The organism is Streptomyces sp. Ag109_O5-10, from assembly GCF_900105755.1.
GTDB lineage: Bacteria > Actinomycetota > Actinomycetes > Streptomycetales > Streptomycetaceae > Streptomyces.
Genome location: NZ_FNTQ01000001.1, coordinates 8,053,690 through 8,071,121, shown reverse-complemented (window position 1 = coordinate 8,071,121; position 17,432 = coordinate 8,053,690). Strand labels below are relative to the sequence as shown.

At 72.0% G+C, this 17,432-nt stretch carries 18 protein-coding genes; 9 read left to right on the top strand and 9 right to left on the bottom strand.

The annotated features are described in order from the left end of the window. Nucleotides 1–116 precede the first annotated feature (116 nt). Genes BLW82_RS36800 through BLW82_RS36785 form a run of 4 tightly spaced genes read right to left on the bottom strand, consistent with a single transcriptional unit; the run spans nucleotide 117 to nucleotide 4,170 of the window. Nucleotides 117–1,298: a sensor histidine kinase gene (locus BLW82_RS36800; RefSeq protein ID WP_093505907.1), complete on the bottom strand. Its 1,182-nt coding sequence runs from the start codon at nucleotides 1,296–1,298 to the stop codon at nucleotides 117–119. Then, nucleotides 1,295–3,007, bottom strand: coding sequence for a sodium/solute symporter (locus BLW82_RS36795; RefSeq protein ID WP_093505905.1), 1,713 nt, complete (start codon nucleotides 3,005–3,007; stop codon nucleotides 1,295–1,297). Before BLW82_RS36795 ends, BLW82_RS36800 begins: the two co-directional genes overlap by 4 nt. Before the next feature lie 42 nt (nucleotides 3,008–3,049). Next, nucleotides 3,050–3,418, bottom strand: a complete 369-nt coding sequence (locus BLW82_RS36790; RefSeq protein WP_093505903.1) for a hypothetical protein — start codon at nucleotides 3,416–3,418, stop codon at nucleotides 3,050–3,052. 2 nt (nucleotides 3,419–3,420) lie between these two features. Next, the gene (locus tag BLW82_RS36785; protein WP_093505901.1) at nucleotides 3,421–4,170 is read right to left on the bottom strand and encodes a LytR/AlgR family response regulator transcription factor; all 750 of its coding nucleotides are present in this window, start codon (nucleotides 4,168–4,170) and stop codon (nucleotides 3,421–3,423) included. A 111-nt stretch (nucleotides 4,171–4,281) separates the two neighbouring features. Between BLW82_RS36785 and BLW82_RS36780 the strand changes: the two genes are divergently transcribed. From BLW82_RS36780 to rocD, 3 genes are all read left to right on the top strand, one after another. Further along, entirely contained in the window at nucleotides 4,282–4,767 is a 486-nt protein-coding gene (locus BLW82_RS36780; protein WP_093505900.1) for an Lrp/AsnC family transcriptional regulator, read from the top strand. A gap of 145 nt (nucleotides 4,768–4,912) precedes the next feature. Further along, nucleotides 4,913–5,722, top strand: a complete 810-nt coding sequence (gene ddaH, locus BLW82_RS36775) for a dimethylargininase (protein WP_093505898.1) — start codon at nucleotides 4,913–4,915, stop codon at nucleotides 5,720–5,722. A gap of 29 nt (nucleotides 5,723–5,751) precedes the next feature. Continuing rightward, entirely contained in the window at nucleotides 5,752–6,972 is a 1,221-nt protein-coding gene (gene rocD, locus BLW82_RS36770) for an ornithine--oxo-acid transaminase (protein WP_093505896.1), read from the top strand. Between the two features lie 44 nt (nucleotides 6,973–7,016). On the opposite strand, the gene BLW82_RS36765 is transcribed toward rocD, so the two are convergent. Beyond that, nucleotides 7,017–7,634 carry a DUF305 domain-containing protein gene (locus tag BLW82_RS36765; protein ID WP_093505894.1) on the bottom strand — a complete coding sequence of 206 codons (618 nt, stop codon included), beginning with the start codon at nucleotides 7,632–7,634 and terminating at the stop codon, nucleotides 7,017–7,019. An 80-nt stretch (nucleotides 7,635–7,714) separates the two neighbouring features. Beyond that, nucleotides 7,715–8,122, bottom strand: a complete 408-nt coding sequence (locus BLW82_RS36760) for a DUF6153 family protein (RefSeq protein WP_093505892.1) — start codon at nucleotides 8,120–8,122, stop codon at nucleotides 7,715–7,717. 395 nt (nucleotides 8,123–8,517) lie between these two features. Here BLW82_RS36760 and BLW82_RS36755 point away from each other — a divergent pair, with 395 nt between their 5' ends. Then, nucleotides 8,518–9,738 carry a metallophosphoesterase gene (locus BLW82_RS36755; protein ID WP_093505891.1) on the top strand — a complete coding sequence of 407 codons (1,221 nt, stop codon included), beginning with the start codon at nucleotides 8,518–8,520 and terminating at the stop codon, nucleotides 9,736–9,738. Between the two features lie 124 nt (nucleotides 9,739–9,862). Here the strand turns inward: BLW82_RS36755 and BLW82_RS36750 are convergent, their stop codons facing one another. Beyond that, entirely contained in the window at nucleotides 9,863–10,552 is a 690-nt protein-coding gene (locus tag BLW82_RS36750; RefSeq protein WP_093505888.1) for a response regulator, read from the bottom strand. Continuing rightward, on the bottom strand, nucleotides 10,549–12,243 hold the full coding sequence (locus BLW82_RS36745; protein ID WP_256216066.1) for an ATP-binding protein: 1,695 nt from the start codon (nucleotides 12,241–12,243) through the stop codon (nucleotides 10,549–10,551). The genes BLW82_RS36750 and BLW82_RS36745 overlap by 4 nt, the downstream gene beginning before the upstream one ends. A gap of 258 nt (nucleotides 12,244–12,501) precedes the next feature. On the opposite strand from BLW82_RS36745, the gene BLW82_RS36740 reads away from it, so the two are divergent. The 3 genes from BLW82_RS36740 (at nucleotide 12,502) to BLW82_RS36730 (ending at nucleotide 15,390) form a co-directional block, all read left to right on the top strand. Continuing rightward, nucleotides 12,502–13,362 (top strand): ABC transporter ATP-binding protein, encoded by an 861-nt coding sequence (locus BLW82_RS36740; RefSeq protein ID WP_093505884.1) that lies wholly within the window; start codon nucleotides 12,502–12,504, stop codon nucleotides 13,360–13,362. Next, the gene (locus tag BLW82_RS36735; RefSeq protein WP_093505882.1) at nucleotides 13,359–14,240 is read left to right on the top strand and encodes an ABC transporter permease; all 882 of its coding nucleotides are present in this window, start codon (nucleotides 13,359–13,361) and stop codon (nucleotides 14,238–14,240) included. The genes BLW82_RS36740 and BLW82_RS36735 overlap by 4 nt, the downstream gene beginning before the upstream one ends. A gap of 61 nt (nucleotides 14,241–14,301) precedes the next feature. Further along, nucleotides 14,302–15,390, top strand: coding sequence for an ABC transporter substrate-binding protein (locus BLW82_RS36730; protein ID WP_218162392.1), 1,089 nt, complete (start codon nucleotides 14,302–14,304; stop codon nucleotides 15,388–15,390). Between the two features lie 233 nt (nucleotides 15,391–15,623). Here the strand turns inward: BLW82_RS36730 and BLW82_RS45820 are convergent, their stop codons facing one another. Then, entirely contained in the window at nucleotides 15,624–15,929 is a 306-nt protein-coding gene (locus tag BLW82_RS45820; RefSeq protein WP_256216065.1) for a hypothetical protein, read from the bottom strand. On the opposite strand from BLW82_RS45820, the gene BLW82_RS45815 reads away from it, so the two are divergent. Both BLW82_RS45815 and BLW82_RS36720 read left to right on the top strand, forming a co-directional pair. Continuing rightward, nucleotides 15,816–16,592, top strand: coding sequence for an ABC transporter permease (locus BLW82_RS45815; protein ID WP_371131518.1), 777 nt, complete (start codon nucleotides 15,816–15,818; stop codon nucleotides 16,590–16,592). The two genes, BLW82_RS45820 and BLW82_RS45815, sit on opposite strands and share 114 nt — an antisense overlap. A gap of 76 nt (nucleotides 16,593–16,668) precedes the next feature. Next, the gene (locus BLW82_RS36720) at nucleotides 16,669–17,391 is read left to right on the top strand and encodes a lysophospholipid acyltransferase family protein (RefSeq protein WP_093505878.1); all 723 of its coding nucleotides are present in this window, start codon (nucleotides 16,669–16,671) and stop codon (nucleotides 17,389–17,391) included. Nucleotides 17,392–17,432 lie beyond the last annotated feature (41 nt).

Below are 17,432 nucleotides of genomic sequence, written 5' to 3'. Positions count from 1 at the left end.
CCCCCGCCCGCAGCGCCCCGTAAGGGGCGCCGGGAGTACCCCCGGCCGAAGGCCGGGGAGGACTGCGCGACCAGCCCCGACGGCGCCGCACCCGAACAACGGCGCGCCGCGGGGCGCTAGTGCACCCCGGGCTGGTATTTGGGCAACCGCGCGGTGATCTTCATACCCGCACCGGGCGCCGTCTCGATCACGAGCCCGTGGTCGTCCCCGTACACCTGGCGGAGCCGGTCGTCCACGTTGGACAGGCCGATACCCCCGGAGGGGCTCGTCTCGCCCGCGAGGATGCGGCGCAGCAGCACGGGGTCCATGCCGGCACCGTCGTCCTCGATGACGACCAGGGCCTCGGCGCCCTCGTCCTGTGCGGTGATCTGGATGCGGCAGGTGCCGGTCTTGCCCTCCAGGCCGTGTTTGACGGCGTTCTCCACCAGGGGCTGGAGGCAGAGGAAGGGCAGCGTGACCGGGAGCACCTCGGGGGCGATCTGGAGGGTGACCGTGAGGCGGTCGCCGAAGCGGGCCCGGACCAGTGCCAGGTAGTGGTCGATGGCGTGGAGCTCGTCGGCGAGGGTGGTGAAGTCGCCGTGCCGGCGGAACGAGTAGCGGGTGAAGTCGGCGAACTCCAGCAGCAGCTCGCGGGCGCGTTCGGGATCGGTGCGCACGAACGAGGCGATCACCGCGAGCGAGTTGAAGATGAAGTGCGGGGATATCTGGGCGCGCAGGGCGCGGATCTCGGCCTCGATGAGCCGGGTGCGGGAGCGGTCGAGGTCGGCCAGCTCCAGCTGGACGCTGACCCAGCGGGCGACCTCGCCGGCCGCCCGGACCAGGACGGCGGACTCGCGGGGGGCGCAGGCGACCAGGGTGCCGTGGACGCGGTCGTCGACGGTGAGCGGGGTGACCACGGCCCAGCGGACCGGGCAGTCGGGGGTCTCGCAGTGCAGCCGGAAGGCCTCGCCGCGGCCGGACTCCAGCGGCCCGGCGAGCCGCTCCATGATCTCGGTGCGGTGGTGGTCGCCGACGCCGTCCCAGACCAGCAGGTTCTCGTGGTCGGTGAGGCAGAGCGCGTCGGTGCCGAGCAGGGTGCGCAGCCGGCGGGCCGAGCGGCGGGCGGTCTCCTCGGTCAGGCCGGCCCGCAGCGGGGGCGCCGCGAGGGCGGCGGTGTGCAGGGTCTCGAAGGTGGCGTGCTCGACGGGGGTGCCGAGACCGCCGAGGTTCTCCGGGCGGGCGGTGCGGCGGCCGAGCCAGAAGCCGGCCGCGAGGAGCGGGAGGACGGCCACGAGGAGGCCCGCCAGGAACCCGGTCACGCCTTGACCTCCGCGCGCAGCTCTTCCGGCAGGTGGAAGCGGGCCAGGATCGCGGCCGTGCCGGGCGGTACCCGGCCCGGGGTCGCCAGGGAGACCAGGATCATGGTGAGGAACCCGAGCGGGACCGACCAGAGCGCGGGCCAGGCCAGCAGGGCGTGCAGGTCGCCGGTGCCGGGCGGGTCGGCCATCGTCGCGGCCACCGCGCAGAACGCCGAACCACCGCCGGCCAGCATCCCGGCGGCCGCGCCGGGCGGGGTGAGCCGGCGCCACCAGATGCCGAGGACCAGCAGCGGGCAGAAGGAGGAGGCGGACACGGCGAAGGCGAGGCCCACGGCGTCGGCGACCGGCAGACCGCCCACCAGCACGCTGGCGGCGAGCGGTACGGCCATGGCGAGGACGGTCCCGAGCCTGAAGTGCCGTACGCCGCGGGACGGCAGGACGTCCTGGGTGAGGACCCCGGCGACCGCCATGGTGAGGCCGGAGGCGGTGGAGAGGAACGCGGCGAAGGCGCCGCCCGCCACCAGTGCGCCGAGCAGGTCGCCGCCGAGGCCGCCGATCACCCGGTCGGGCAGCAGCAGGACGGCGGCGTCCGTCTCGCCGGTGAGGGTGAGTTCGGGGGTGTAGAGGCGGCTCAGGGCGCCGTAGACGGGCGGCAGGATGTAGAAGAGGCCGATCAGGGCGAGGACGGCGACCGTGGTGCGGCGGGCGGCGACCCCGTGCGGGCTGGTGTAGAAGCGGACGACGACGTGCGGCAGGCCCATGGTGCCGAGGAAGGTGGCGAGGATCAGGCCGTACGTGGCGTACAGCGGGCGCTCCTCGCGGCTCTCGGCGAGCGAGGTGGACATGCCGCCGTTGGTGCCCCGGTCGGTGACAGGGACGCGGGTGCCCCTGGTGAAGGTCAGGCGGGTGCCGGCGGCGATGCGGTGGGTGCCCTCGGGGAGGGTGACCCGGGTGTCCCGGAGCGGGCGGCCGTCGACCGTGCCGGAGACGGTGACCGTGAGCGGGCGGTCGAGCCGGAGGGAGAGGCCGTCCTGGACGTCCACGACGCGCTGGGCGCGGAAGGTGGCCGGTTCGTCGAAGGCGTGGACGGGGGCGCCGGCGCGCTGCCAGGCGAGGACGAGGAAGAGGGCGGGGACGAGCAGGGCGGTGAGCTTCAGCCAGTACTGGAAGGCCTGTACGAAGGTGATGCTGCGCATGCCGCCGGCGGCCACCGTGGCGACCACGACCACGGCGACGATGAGCCCGCCGAGTGCGTCGGGGGCGCCGGTGAGGACCGTCAGAGTGAGTCCGGCGCCCTGGAGTTGGGGCAGCAGGTAGAGCCAGCCGACGCCGACGACGAACGCCCCGGCCAGCCGCCGTACGGTCGGCGAGGCGAGCCGGGCCTCGGCGAAGTCGGGGAGGGTGTAGGCGCCGGAGCGGCGCAGCGGGGCGGCGACGAAAAGGAGGAGGACGAGGTAGCCGGCCGTGTAGCCGACCGGGTACCAGAGCATGTCGGGGCCCTGCACGAGGACCAGTCCCGCGATGCCCAGGAAGGAGGCGGCGGAGAGGTACTCGCCGCTGATCGCGGCCGCGTTGAGGCGCGGGCCGACGGTGCGCGAGGCGACGTAGAAGTCGGAGGTGGTCCGGGAGATGCGCAGTCCGAAGGCGCCGACGAGGACGGTCGCGACGACCACGAGGGCGACCGCCGGGACGGCGTAACTGGAGTTCATCTGGCCTCGTCGCAGTTCATCCCGCGTCGTCGCGGCTGGAGTTCATCGGTCCCACCGGTCCTCGACGAGGCGGACGAAGTCCGCCTCGTTGCGTTCGGCCCGGCGCACGTACCAGCGGGCGAGCAGGATCAGCGGGGCGTACAGGCAGAAGCCGAGCACCAGCCACTCCAGGCGGCGCGCCTCGGGGGCGGCGGAGAAGACCAGCGGGAGCGGGCCGACGAGCAGCACGAGGACGGCGAACACGACCAGTGCGGCGCGCAGTTGGCTGCGCATGAGGGAGCGGACGTAGGTGTGGCCGAGGGTGGTCTGCTCGTCGATCTCGGTGCGCGGGCGGTAGTAGCCGGAGGCACGGCGGCTGCGGCGGGGCGGCCCGGTGACGGTGACCCGGCGCTCGGCGGGGTCGGCGGCCATCGTCAGGCCCTCCTCATCAGCAGGTCCCGCAGTTCGCGGGCGTGGCGCCGGCTGACCTGGAGTTCCTCGGCACCGACCAGGACGCTCACCGTGCCGGCGTCCAGGCGGAGTTCGCCGACGTGGCGGAGGGCGACGAGGTGGCGGCGGTGGATGCGGACGAAGCCGCGGGAGCGCCAGCGCTCCTCCAGGGTGGACAGCGGGATGCGGACCAGGTGGCTGCCGCGCTCGGTGTGCAGGCGGGCGTAGTCGCCCTGGGCCTCGACGTGCGTGATCTCGTCCACCGCCACGAACCGTGTCACGCCGCCGAGTTCGACGGGTATGTGGTCGGGGTCGGGCTCGTGCACGGGTATCCGGGGTGCGGCGCCGCGCAGTTCGGCGGCCCGGCGCACGGCCTCCGCGAGGCGTTCCTTGCGGACCGGCTTGAGGACGTAGTCGACCGCCTTGAGGTCGAAGGCCCTGACCGCGAAGTCCTCGTGGGCGGTGACGAAGACGACCAGTGGAGGCCGGGCGAAGCCGGTGAGCAGCCGGGCCAGGTCCAGGCCGTCCAGGCCGGGCATCTGGACGTCGAGGAAGACGACGTCGACGGCCTCGGGACCCTGGGGTCCGGACTCCAGGGCCCGGGTGATGCGGCGCAGTGCCTCGGTGGCGTCCCCGGCACCCTCGACGCTGCCGATGCGCGGATCGGCGTTCAGCAGATACAGCAACTCCTCCAGCGAGGGGCGTTCGTCGTCGACGGCGAGGGCGCGCAGCATGAACGGAGTGTAGGCGGCACAACGCGGCGCTGGACATGTGCCGGACGTGGACGTTCGCGCCGGACGATGTGGTGCTCCCGAACCGTCCTCGCCCGTGGTTACAGTGCGGGCATGAACAGCGGCACCGCCCCCTTCGACGACCTCGACCGGAAGATCACCACCGCGTTGATGGCGAACGCGCGGACCAGTTTCGCCGAGATCGGCGCGGCCGTCGGACTCTCCGCGACGGCCGTGAAGCGCCGGGTCGACCGGCTGCGCGAGACCGGTGTGATCACCGGGTTCACGGCCACCGTCACCCCGGCGGCCCTCGGCTGGCGTACGGAGGCGTACGTCGAGGTGTACTGCGAGGGCGCGGCCCCGCCGCGGCGGCTCGCGGAGGTGGTCCGCAACCATCCGGAGATCACCGCGGCCATGACGGTGACCGGCGGCGCGGACGCCCTGCTGCATGTGCGGGCCCGGGACGTGGACCACTTCGAGGAGGTGCTGGAGCGGATCCGGGTGGAGCCGTTCATCCGGAAGACGATCAGCGTCATGGTGCTGTCGCATCTGCTGCCGGAGAGCCCGGAGGCCGGGGCCACGCACCCCGTACCGGAGTAAACGCACCGATGCTGCGTTTGTACGACCGGAGACGCAGCGTTCCTGCGCTGACACGCAACATTTATTTCTTGTCGCCCGTATCCGACGCTTTCTACCTTGGTGTCAACCCTCAGTCGACACCGCGGGAAAGCGGAGGAACCCCTCTGTGTCCGAAAGCCGTGTGCCGCGCCTCAGGCGCTTCCTTGTCTGCGAACCCAGACATTTCGCCGTGCAGTACGCGATCAATCCGTGGATGAACCCCGACACCAGGGTCGACGTCGACCTGGCCCAGGAGCAGTGGACCGCGCTGATCGGCGCCTACCGCACCCATGGCCACAGCGTCGACCGGCTGGAGCCGGTCCCCGGCCTGCCCGACATGGTGTTCGCCGCGAACTCGGCGGTCGTCGTCGGCGGCCGCGTCTTCGGCTCGCTCTTCCACGCGCCGGAGCGGCGCCCGGAGTCCTCCCACTACGACCTCTGGTTCAAGACCGCGGGCTACGACGTGTACCGGCCGGGCTCGGTGGTGGAGGGCGAGGGCGACCTGGTCTGGACGGGCCGGTACCTGCTCGCCGGTACCGGTTTCCGCACCACCCGCGAGGCGCACCGCGAGGCCCAGGAGTTCTTCGGGCATCCGGTGATCAGCCTGACCCTGGTGGACCCGTACTTCTACCACCTGGACACCGCGCTGTTCGTCCTCGACGACGACAACATCGTGTACTACCCGGAGGCCTTCTCCCCCGGCAGCTGCGAGGTGCTCCGCCGGCTGTTCCCCCAGGCGGTGCTCGCCACCCGCGACGACGCGCTGGCCTGGGGCCTGAACTCGGTCTCCGACGGCCGCCACGTCTTCATCGCGCCGCAGGCCGAGGCGCTCGCCGCCCGGCTCTCCGACCAGGGCTACGAGCCCGTCCCCGTCGACCTGTCGGAGTTCCACAAGGCAGGCGGCGGCATCAAGTGCTGCACCCAGGAAATCCGCTGACATCCGCCGAGGACCAGGAGATCCCCCTGATGACCGCACCCGCACGCGCACGCACCTCCGCCGAGCTGATCGAGGCGGAGGGCCCGGTCCTCGCGCACAACTACCACCCGCTGCCCGTCGTCGTCGCCCGCGCCGAGGGCGCCTGGGTGGAGGACGTCGAGGGCCGCCGCTACCTCGACATGCTGGCCGGTTACTCGGCCCTCAACTTCGGCCACCGCCACCCTGCGCTGATCGAGGCCGCGCACCGCCAGCTGGACCGCCTCACCCTCACCTCGCGCGCCTTCCACAACGATCGGCTCGCCGAATTCGCCGAACGGCTCGCCGCGTTGACCGGTCTGGAGATGGTGCTGCCGATGAACACCGGGGCCGAGGCGGTCGAGTCCGGGATCAAGGTGGCCCGCAAGTGGGCCTATGACGTGAAGGGCGTCCCCGCCGACCGGGCCACGATCGTCGTCGCCGCGGACAACTTCCACGGCCGTACGACCACGATCGTCAGCTTCTCGACGGACGAGACGGCCCGCGCGGGCTTCGGTCCGTTCACCCCGGGCTTCCGGATCGTGCCGTACAACGACCTGGCCGCGCTGGAGGCGGCGGTCGACGAGACCACGGCGGCGGTGCTGATCGAGCCGATCCAGGGCGAGGCCGGGGTGCTCATTCCCGACGACGGCTATCTGACCGGGGTGCGCGAGCTGACCCGCCGCAAGGGCTGTTTGTTCGTCGCCGACGAGATCCAGTCCGGCCTCGGCCGCACCGGCCGCACCCTGGCCGTCGACCACGAGGACGTCGTCCCGGACGTGCTGCTGCTCGGCAAGGCGCTGGGCGGCGGGATCGTGCCGGTGTCCGCGGTGGTGGCCCGCCGGGAGGTGCTGGGGGTGCTGCACCCGGGCGAGCACGGTTCGACGTTCGGCGGCAATCCGCTCGCGGCGGCGGTCGGCACGGCGGTCGTCGAACTCCTCGAGAGCGGCGACTTCCAGCGCCGGGCCGCCGAGCTGGGCGTGGTCCTGCGGGACGGCCTGACGGAGCTGGTCGGCAACGGCGTGGCCGGTTTCCGCTCGCGCGGCCTGTGGGCGGGCGTCGACGTGGACCCGGCGATCGGCACCGGGCGGGAGATCGGCGAGCGCCTGATGCGCGAGGGCGTCCTGGTCAAGGACACCCACGGCTCCACGATCCGGCTGGCCCCGCCGCTGACCGTCACGGCGGAGGAACTGCGGTCGGCACTGGGGGCGTTGGAGAAGGTGCTGGGAGCCTGAGCCAGGGGTGGCCGCACCCGTGGGCGCGGCCACCCCGGCCTCCGTCAGCCCTTGCCGAGGAGCTTGTTCATCTCCTTGATCTCGGCGTTCTGCGCGGTGACGATGGCGTCGGCCATGCTCGTGGCGGGACCGTAGGCGCCCTTGGCCTTCTCGGTGCCGGCCATCTCGACGGCACCCCGGTGGTGCTCGACCATCATGGTCAGGAACATCGAGTCGAAGTCCGTCCCCCTGGCCTGCTTCAGCATGGTCATGTCCTTGTCGGACATCATCCCGGCCATGCCGGCGTGGCCGCTGTGGTCCATGCCCGCCATGGGCACGTCCTCGCCCCAGGCCTTCAGCCAGCCGGTCATGGTCCTGATCTCCGGGTCCTGGGCCTTCTCGATCCGGGCGGCGAGGCCGCGCACCTGGGCGGAGGAGCCGCGGTCGACGGCGAGCCCGGCCATCTCCAGGGCCTGCTGGTGGTGCGGGATCATGCTCTGCGCGAAGGACACGTCCTGCGCGTTGTGGGCACCTGCGGTGGCGGAGGCGGTGGCGCCGGCCGCCGCCGAGTGGGACGCGTGCGTGGCGTCGGCGCCGTCGTCACCGCTGCCGCACGCGGTGAGCGCGAGGGCGGCGGTCACGGTGAGCGCGACGAGGACGGCACGGGTACGTGTGCTGGTCATGCTGGATCTCCTGCGATGAGTGTGAGTGGGCACGCGGGAGCACGACCGCTGCGCTGTGTGCGCGGCCGGCTCGGGTGCCTCTAGATCCGCAGGAGTTGGAGTTCGGCCAGGTCGGGGGGTGCTCGGGCACCGTCCGGTGCGGTGGCCTGGCGGGAGGCGGCCCGGCAGGCGGCCGCGAGGACGGGAACCGGGTCCGGGACCGGCGCGGGCACCGCGGGTCCGCCGCTGACCGCACCGGAGGCGCAGGTCGCGTCGGCGTGGTGCGCGTGGTCGCCGCCGCAGTGACCGTCGTCGCCGGAGCAGCCGTCGTACGCGGTGACCACCACCGCGGGACGGGGAACGGCCCGCTCGTGGCCGCCGCCCATTCCCATGAGGCCGCCGGGCGCCAACGCGTGCATGCCGAACAGCCCGGCCAGCAGCCCCAGTACGAGCAGCGCACGCCGACGCCGGTGCGGCGGTCGGGGGGCAGTCTGCTCGGTGGGGTGCATCGGGCCCATCCTATGCACACCCTGAGAACCGACCGCCCCAGGCACGCCCCGGCCGACGGCCTCGACCGCCTTTCGAAGGGGCCGGTCATAAAGGTCCCCAGAAGGGCGGTCACACGGCGCGGACGCCCCCGACGGCCCGGCGGGACGCGTCGGCTGCCGGGCCGCCGCGTTCGGCAGCGGGTCCGCCGAGTCGGTCACCTCGGGCTGTGGTCATCCTCGTCTCCCTTCTCCTGACCGGTAGACGCACGCCGCCCGCGGAACGTGAGATGTGATTCGGTGCCGTCGCGGACCGCGGCCGCGGCACCTCGGCAGCGGAGCGCGATCACGGGGCGGAGACGGCCCGAGGACGACCGGATACAGTGCGCGGGACGGCAGCCTGGGCAGAGAGGGCAAGCGTGACCGACACCAGCAACACCCGACCCGCCGACAGCGAAGCGCCGGCCCCGCGGCAAAACCAGGTGCTCCGCCTGGTGCGCTTCCTCCCCCTGATCGCCCCCGTCCTGCTGTGGGCCGTGCCCTGCTGGCTGCTCCTGTACGCCGGCCAGCACTGGCCGCTGCCCGTCACGTCGGCCGGCACCGCGCTGTTCGCCCTCGGCCTCGTCGGCATGCCGCTCGCGATGGTGCGCGGCCACGGCAAACGCCAGCAGGACCGGGCGGCGATACTCGGCGACACCCTGCTGGGCACCAGCTGGGTCCTGTTCACCTGGTCCGTCCTGCTCGGCGTCCTGCTGCGGCTCGCCCTGGCCGTGGCCGGCGTCGGCGAGGGCCAGGACCGGGCCCGCATCGTCACCTGGGCCGTCCTCGGCACGACCGCCGTACTGCTCGCCTGGGGATACGCCGAAGCCCGCCGCGTGCCACGCGTGCGCCGCCTCGACGTGCAACTCCCCCGCCTGGGTGCCGGGTTGGACGGCCTGCGCGTCGCCCTCATCACCGACACCCACTACGGCCCGCTCGACCGCGCGCGCTGGTCGGCACGGGTGTGCGAGACGGTGAACACCCTGGACGCCGACGTGGTCTGCCACACCGGCGACATCGCGGACGGCACGGCCGACCGCCGCCGCGCCCAGGCCGCCCCCCTCGGTACCGTGCGGGCCACCCGGGCCCGGGTCTACGTCACCGGCAACCACGAGTACTACAGCGAGGCCCAGGGCTGGGTCGACCTGATGGACGAGCTGGGCTGGGAGCCGCTGCGCAACCGCCACCTGCTGCTCGAACGCGGCGGCGACACCCTCGTGGTCGCCGGCGTGGACGACGTCACCGCCGAGTCCTCCGGCCTGGCCGGCCACCGCGCCCACCTCGCCGGAGCCCTGGACGGCGCCGACCCCGACCTGCCCGTCCTGCTCCTGGCCCACCAGCCCAAGTTCGTCGACCGGGCGGCAGCCGCCGGCGTCGATCTCCAGCTCTCCGGCCACACCCACGGCGGCCAGATCTGGCCCTTCCACCACCTGGTCCGCCTCGACCAGCCCGCCCTCGCCGGCCTGAGCCGGCACGGCGCCCGCACTCTCCTCTACACCAGCCGCGGCACCGGCTTCTGGGGGCCGCCGTTCCGCGTCTTCGCCCCCAGCGAGATCACCCTGCTCGTACTCCGCTCCCCGCACCCGACCACGTCGGCGTAGCCGAAGAAGTTCCCCGGGCGGCGCGGAGGCGGCTGTCTTCGCCCGGGTCCACGAGTGGGAGGCCGCCGCCCAGCGCCACCGACACGCGCCCGGCGCTCACTCCCGCCGCCCTGTCCTGACCGGCTCAGTGCGCGGCGCGGTAACGGTGCTCGGGGCGTCCGGTGGCTCCGTAGCGCAGTTCCAGCCGGACCATGCCCTCCTTGACGAGGTAGGAGAGATAGCGCTGGGCCGTGGCACGGGAGACCCCGGTGCGTTCGGCTGCCTCCGCGGCCGACAGGGCGTCGCGCGTGGTGCGCAGGGTCTGGTGCAGCAGGGCGAGGGTAGGCGCCGAGTGGCCCTTGGCGGGGACGCGGGGCACGGCCGGCGGGCGGGCGGCGCTGAACAGGGCGTCCACGTCGGCCTGGTCGGTCTCCGGGACGGTACCGAGGGCGTCCATGCGGTGCTGGAGCTCGCGGTAGGCGGTGAGCCGTTCGGCGAGGTCGGGCGCGCCGAAGGGTTTGACCAGGTAGCCGACAGCGCCCAGTTTCATCGCGGTCCGTACCGAGGTGATGTCCCGGTCGGCGGTGATCATGATGGCGTCGGGCCGGTCGCCGCCCTCGTCTCCGCTCAGGCGGCGCAGGACGTCGAGTCCGCTGCCGTCGGGCAGGAAGATGTCGAGCAGCAGCAGGTCCGGGTGGAGGGTGCGCACCGCGTCGAGCGCCGCGTCCACGGTCGCCGCCTGGCCGACCACCTCGAAGCCCCTGACGCGGGACGCGTAGTCGCAGTGGATGCGGCTGACCCGGAAGTCGTCGTCCACCACCAGGGTCCGGATCACCAGCGGTCACCTCCCGCGATGCCTTCCGGCGCGCCCACCGGCACCGGCAGAGCCGTGGTGAACAGGGCGCCCCGCGGGGCGGGGGCTGTGTCGGGCACGGGCAGCGTCACGGTGAAGACCGCGCCCGGCCCCTCGCTGACCGTGATCGTGCCGCCGTGCCGCTGCACCAGCCGGTGGACGAGGGCGAGTCCCAGGCCGCGCCGCGCGGTGCCCCGGTCCGGACGGGTCGACCAGCCGTCCTCGAAGATCGACTCGGTGGCGCCCGGCGGAATGCCCGGCCCGGTGTCGGCCACCTCCACCCGCACCACGTCGACGGCCTCGATCAGCGACAACCGCACCTCACAGCCGCTCGGCCGCGCCGGTGCGTTCGTCGACGCGTCGATCGCGTTGTCCAGCAGGTTGCCGACGATGGTCAGCAGCCGGCGCAGATGCGGCGGGTCCTCGCCCAGGGCGGAGTCGTCGCTGAGGACGATCCGCACCCCGCGTTCCGCGGCCACCGTGGTCTTGGCGACGATCAGTCCCACGAGCAGCGGGTTGCCGACCCGTTCCCGGACGGACTCGGTCAGCGCCTGCTCGGCGCCGGCCGTCTCGACGGCGAACTCGTAGGCGGCGCCGTGGTCGCCGATGTCCAGCAGGCCGGCCACCGTGTGCATCCGGTTGGTGAACTCGTGCTGCTGGGCGCGCAGCGCGTCGGTGAGCCCGCGCACCGAGTCCAGCTCGCGCAGCAGCCCGATGAGCTCGGTGCGGTCGCGCACGGTGACCACGGCGCCCAGCTCACGGCCGTGCAGGGCCACCGGCATCCGGTTGACGACCAGGCAGTGGTCGTCGGTGAGCACGCTGATGTCACTCCCGGTCAGGGTGCCGTCCAGGGCGCGGCGCAGCCGCCCGTCCGGCAGCACCTCCGCCAGCGTGCTGCCGAGCGCGGTGCCCAGGCCGAGCAGGTCGCGGGCCTCGTCGTTGACGACCGTGATCCTGCCCTCCGGATCGAAGGCGACGACTCCCTCACGGATGCCGTGCAGCATCGCCTCGCGGTCCTGCAGCAACCCGGCGATCTCCTCCAGCTCCAGTCCGAACGTCGTCCGCTTGAGCCGCCCGGCCAGCAGGAACGCGGCCGCCGAGCCGAGCGCGACGGCGATGGCACTGTACAGGCCGAAGGTCGGCAGCTCGTGCCACAGCTCGCCCAGCACGTACTGCTCGGGGATGCCGGCGGACACCTCGCCGACCAGCTTGCCGGTGGGCCCGCGCAGCGGAGCCTTGCCGTTGGCGGACCGCCCGGTCGCGCCCTGGTCGGTGCCGACGTGCGGCTTGCCGTCCAGCACCACGATCGGATCACCCGTCGGTTCGCCGACCAGCGCCGGGTCGGGATGGGAGTGGCGGATGCCGCGCAGGTCGAGCACGACCACGTACGACGCTCCCGACGCCCTGCGGATCCGCTGGGCCACGGTCTGCACCACGTCGCCGCCGCCCCCGTACTCCATGGCCTGCCGGATCTGCGGGTCGGCGGCCGTGGTCTGCGCGATGTCCAGCGCCCGCTGCTCGTAGGCGCGGTCGATCTCGCCCCGCTGCGCGAAGGCGAACAGCACGAAACCGATCAGCCCGGTCAGCGCCAGGATGGCCAGCTGATTGGCCAGAATCCGCGCGGAGAGCCGCCCCCTCCCGCCACGTCCGACCGGGATACGGATCGGTTTCACCAGTGTCCCTCGTGTCTCTCGCCTGTCGTACGCCCGCCGGGCGCGGCCTGTGCACCGTACCCGTGGTGGCGTGATTGTGCCCCCGGCCCCGGCCCGCTGCCCACCCCCGGATCGCTGAGCAGAACGAGCAGAAGTCCGGCTAACACGGCTTACGCGAGATACGGATGAAACAGCGACGTAACACCGGGCGGCCCCTAGCGTCTGCCTTCCTCGACCCCCGAGGTTCGACCCCCGAGGTCAGGAAGGAGACAAACCCAGATGGCTTCGCGAAACGATGCCGCGGTGAGTCCGGTCGCCGGGAAAGCCGGCCAGGACAGCGCGCGAGTCGAGATCTCCGGGCTCACCAAACGATTTCTGACTCCCGCCGGTGAGGTGTTCACGGCGCTGCAGGACGTCTCGTTCACCGTGGAGCCCGGCCAGTTCTGCGCGGTGGTGGGCCCGACCGGCTGTGGCAAGTCCACGACGCTGGGCATGGTTTCCGGCCTCGACCGGCCCAGCGAGGGCTCCGTCAAGGTCGGCGGCCGTGAGGTGGACGGCGTCACCGACGGCGTCAGCTTCATGTTCCAGGCCGACGCGCTGCTGCCCTGGAAGACCGTGCTCGGCAACGTCCTGATGGGCCCCGTCTTCCGCAGAGTACCCAAGCAGCAGGCCCAGGCATCGGCACGCGACTGGCTGCGCCGGGTGGGCCTCGCGGGGTTCGAGGACCGCTATCCGCACCAGCTCTCCGGCGGTATGCGCAAGCGCGTGGCGATGGCCGCGGCGCTGATCAACGAACCCCGGATCCTGATCATGGACGAGCCGTTCGGCGCCCTGGACGTGCAGACCAAGGCGATCATGTCCACCGAGCTGCTCGGCCTGTGGGAGCAGATCCGCCCGTCGGTCATCTTCATCACCCACGACCTCGACGAGGCCGTGGCGCTCGCCGACCGGGTCGTCGTCATGACATCCAGCCCCGGCTCGGTCAAGGCGGTCTTCGACATCGACCTGCCGCGCCCGCGCGGCTCGGTCCAGGAGATCCGCTTCCAGCCCCGCTTCATCGAACTTCAGCACCAGATCTGGGACTCGCTGCGCGAGGAGGTGGAGCGCGCCTACGCACGCACCGCAGGAGGTACGGCATGAGCACGGCGTCCGCAGTTTCCCCCGCTCCCGTCGAGGGCGGCGCCCCTGTCTCGGCCGGAGCCCTCGCCAGACGCGCTCGTCGGCGCCGCGCCGCCCAGGTCTGGGCCGGCCGCGTCGGCCTCGCGGTCCTGGTCGTCGGAGGCTGGCAGGCGTTCACCACCTGGGGAATCGTCGACCCGTTCTTCTTCGGGCAGCCCTCCGGTATCGCCAAGCGGCTGGTCGACCTCTTCCGGCACGGCACCGAGTTCGGGTCCTTCTACGCGAACATCTGGACGACGATCCAGGAGGCACTCGCCGGCTTCGCCGTCGGGGCCGTCGCCGGTGTGGTGTTCGGTGTCGCGCTGGGCCAGAGCCGCTTCCTCGCCGACGTCCTCGGCCCCTACATCAAGATGGTCAACGCGATCCCACGGATCGTCCTCGGCTCGATCTTCATCGTCGCGTTCGGCATCGGCGTGCTGCCGAAGATCCTGCTCGCCGCGGTGCTGGTGTTCTTCATCGTGTTCTTCAACGCCTTCCAGGGCGTGCGCGAGGTCGACCGCAACATCCTCGCCAACGCCAGGGTGCTCGGCGCCTCCCAGCTGCAGATCATCCGGCACGTCACCGTGCCCTCCGCGCTCACGTGGATCATCGCCAGCCTGCACAGCGCCTTCGGTTTCGCCATCGTCGGCGCGCTGGTCGGCGAGGTGCTCGGCGCGCAGAGCGGCCTGGGCCTGGTCATCAAGACCGCGCAGAACAACTTCGACCCCAACGGGGTGTTCGCGACGATGCTCGTCATCTCGGTCATCGTGCTCGGCGCCGAGTGGGTGATCGGCAAGCTCGAACGCCGGCTGCTGTCCTGGCGTCCGCCGGCCCCTTCCGAGGCGTCGAACGCCCTCTGACTCCTCCCTTCCCTTCCCCCGTTCTCCCCTGTCCGACCTCAGAAAAGGAATGTGGCCAGCCATGTCCAGACGACCCGCCACCGTTGCCGCGTCTCTCCTCGCCGTTCTCGCCCTCGGCGCGGTCAGCGCCTGTTCGAGCAACTCCGGCAGCACCACCGCGAGCAGCGGCGGCACACCGACCGTCAAGCTCATGGTCGGCGGCATAGACAAGCAGATCTACCTGCCCTACCAGCTCGCCCAGAACCTCGGCTTCTACAAGAAGTACGGCGTCGACGTCCAGCTCAGCACCGAGCAGGACGGCGGTGTCGGCGCCGAGGAAGCCATGGCCTCGGGGCAGGTCGACATGGCGGGTGCCTGGTACAACCACACGATCGAGTTCCAGGCGAAGGGCAAGGCGGTCGAGGACGTCGTCCAGCTGTCCGGCGCGCCGGGCGAGCGGGAGATGTGCACCAAGAAGTCGGGCGTCACCTCGGGCGCCGACTTCAAGGGCAAGACCCTGGGCGTCACCGACCTGGGCTCGGGCACCGACACGCTCACCCAGTTCCTGGCCGCCAAGAAGGGCGTCAAGACGAGTCAGTTCCACCGGATCGGGGTCGGTGCGGGTTCCACCGCCATCGCCGCGCTGCAGAACGGCAAGGTCGACTGCGTGATGACGACGCAGCCGACGGTCGCCGCGATCCAGAAGAAGGGCGTCGGCACCTCCGCGATCGACCTGGCCACCACGCAGGGCGCCACGGCGGCGATGGGCGGTGCCTACCCCGCGGCCAGTGTGCTCGCCCGCACCGACTGGGTGGACGCGCACAAGGACACGGTGCAGAAGGTCGTCGACGCGCTGGTCGCCACCATGCACTGGATCAACTCGCACAGCGCGGCCGACATCGCGAACAAGCTGCCGGTGTCGTTCGTCTCGAACCAGCTGGTGACCAAGGCCGACTACATCACCGCCCTGACCGAGGACAAGGGCCAGTTCCTTCCGGACGGCATCATGCCGGCCGGCGGTCCGAAGACCTCCCTGGCCACGGAGCAGCTCGTCGGCAACGTGAAGGGCTCGGTGGACCTCAGCAAGACGTTCACCAACGACTTCGCCGTCCAGGCCAACAAGACGGAGGGCTTCAAGACCACCACGACGCCGGCAGGACCGACCGGCTGATCCCCACCGGACGGGGCCGCCCGGGTGACATCGACCCGGGCGGCCCCGCGGCATGCTCACCCGCTTGCCGCCGCCCCGTGTGTCCCGTCCTGCGCGGCCCCGGGCGACACCGTCGACCTGCGCATCCAGGACGCGCGCACCAAGTCGCTGCGCACGGTCCCCTTCCACCACGCCGGCATCGCCAAGGAGTTCCCCACCGCCCCCAAGGACAGCTTCTTCGTCGCCAACGCCGCCTACGTCGCCCAGGCCACCGGTGACGGCTCGGTCGGCGCCTTCCTTCTCGACACCGGTGGCACGAACCAGCAGCGGATCGCCGCCCACCCGCGGGGGCAGCTCGGTACCCGGGCCACCGTCACCGGCCTCACCCAGACCCGCGGCACCGTCGGCACCAGTCTGACCTCCGTCGACCTGGCCGGGCTCACCGCATCGAGCTCGCCTTCGCCGTCCTGCTCGCCGCCGGGGCCGGCGGCCTGGTCCTCGCCCTCGGACTCGCCGAACGCCGCCGCACCTTCGCCATCGCCACCGTCCTCGGCGCGCAACGACACCACCTGTGTGGCATGGTCCTCTCCGAGGCCCTGCTGCTGGCCGTGGTCGGCCTGGCCGGAGGCGCCCGCATCGGCTGGGCCTTGTCCGAGACGCTCGTCAAGGTCCTCACCGGCGTCTTCGATCCACCCCCCGCGGCCCTGTCGATCCCCGGTGCCTACCTGGCACTCACCCGGGGCGGCGCGGACGGGCGGGCGGCCGGTCCGGCTGCCTCGCATCACCACGTTGCGGGGGCACGGGTACCGGATGGAACAGGAACCTGCTCCGCCGGACTGATAACGCGCCCACGGCGCCCCCGGTACGGCGGACACCTCGAAGGCCGGCACGTGCCGGAGCCGCCGAATGGACCGATCCGCCGCCCGCGCCAGGGCAAGCACCATGGGAAAGGTGCGTCAGGGTGTCCGCTTGTAGTGACCCGGCCTCGTATCGCTGGGACACTGAACCGAAGATCCAGAAAATCTCGACAGCATCCGCCCCGGGTACATCGCAGCCCACCGACCAGGCCCAAACCCCACGCACGACGACGTAAGGACGCGAAAGCCCCGTCACCCGGCACACCGCCGCACCGGCCGAGCACCTGTCCGGTCGGCAGGCAGGCCGGCCAGGGGTCAGCTCAAGGATGGCGAAACACGGCGACGGACGACCACGGGCGCACATGAGCCACACGCTGTGAAAGCACTAATGAACTGGGACCACACCAGCCCACAGGGGAGCTGGCAAAGTGAGGGGCGAGCCGTGTTCTACTACCTGCTCAAGTACGTACTGCTGGGGCCGCTGTTGAGAGTGGTGTTCCGGCCGCGGATCGAGGGCCTGGAACATGTGCCGGCGACCGGACCGGCGATCATCGCCGGCAACCACCTCTCCTTCTCCGACCACTTTCTGATGCCGGCCGTCCTGAAGCGGCGCATCACCTTCCTCGCCAAGGCCGAGTACTTCACGGGGCCCGGGCTGCGGGGCCGGCTGACCGCCTTCTTCTTCCGCAGCGCCGGGCAGATCCCGGTGGACCGCTCCGGCAAGGAGGCCGGTCAGGCCGCGATCCGGGAGGGGCTCGGGGTACTGGGCAAGGGCGAGTTGCTCGGCATCTATCCGGAGGGCACCCGCTCGCACGACGGCCGCCTGTACAAGGGCAAGGTCGGGGTGGCCGTGATGGCGCTGCGGGCCGGTGTCCCGGTGATCCCCTGCGCGATGATCGGCACCTTCGAGGCCCAGCCGCCCGGAAAGGTCATCCCGAACGTCCACCCCGTCGTGATCCGCTTCGGCAAGCCCCTGGAGTTCTCCCGCTACGCCGGGATGGAGCACGAGAAGGCCGTCCTGCGCGCCATCACCGACGAGATCATGTACGCCATCCTGACCCTGTCCGAGCAGGAGTACGTCGACGAGTACGCGGCTGTCGTCAAGGCCGGACAGGCGGCGAAGGGCGAGAAGGAGCGCAGGTTCCCGCGGGCGCCGCTGAGTTGAGGCGGTGGGCGCAGCGGTGAGGGGCGGCCGGAGTTGTTCCG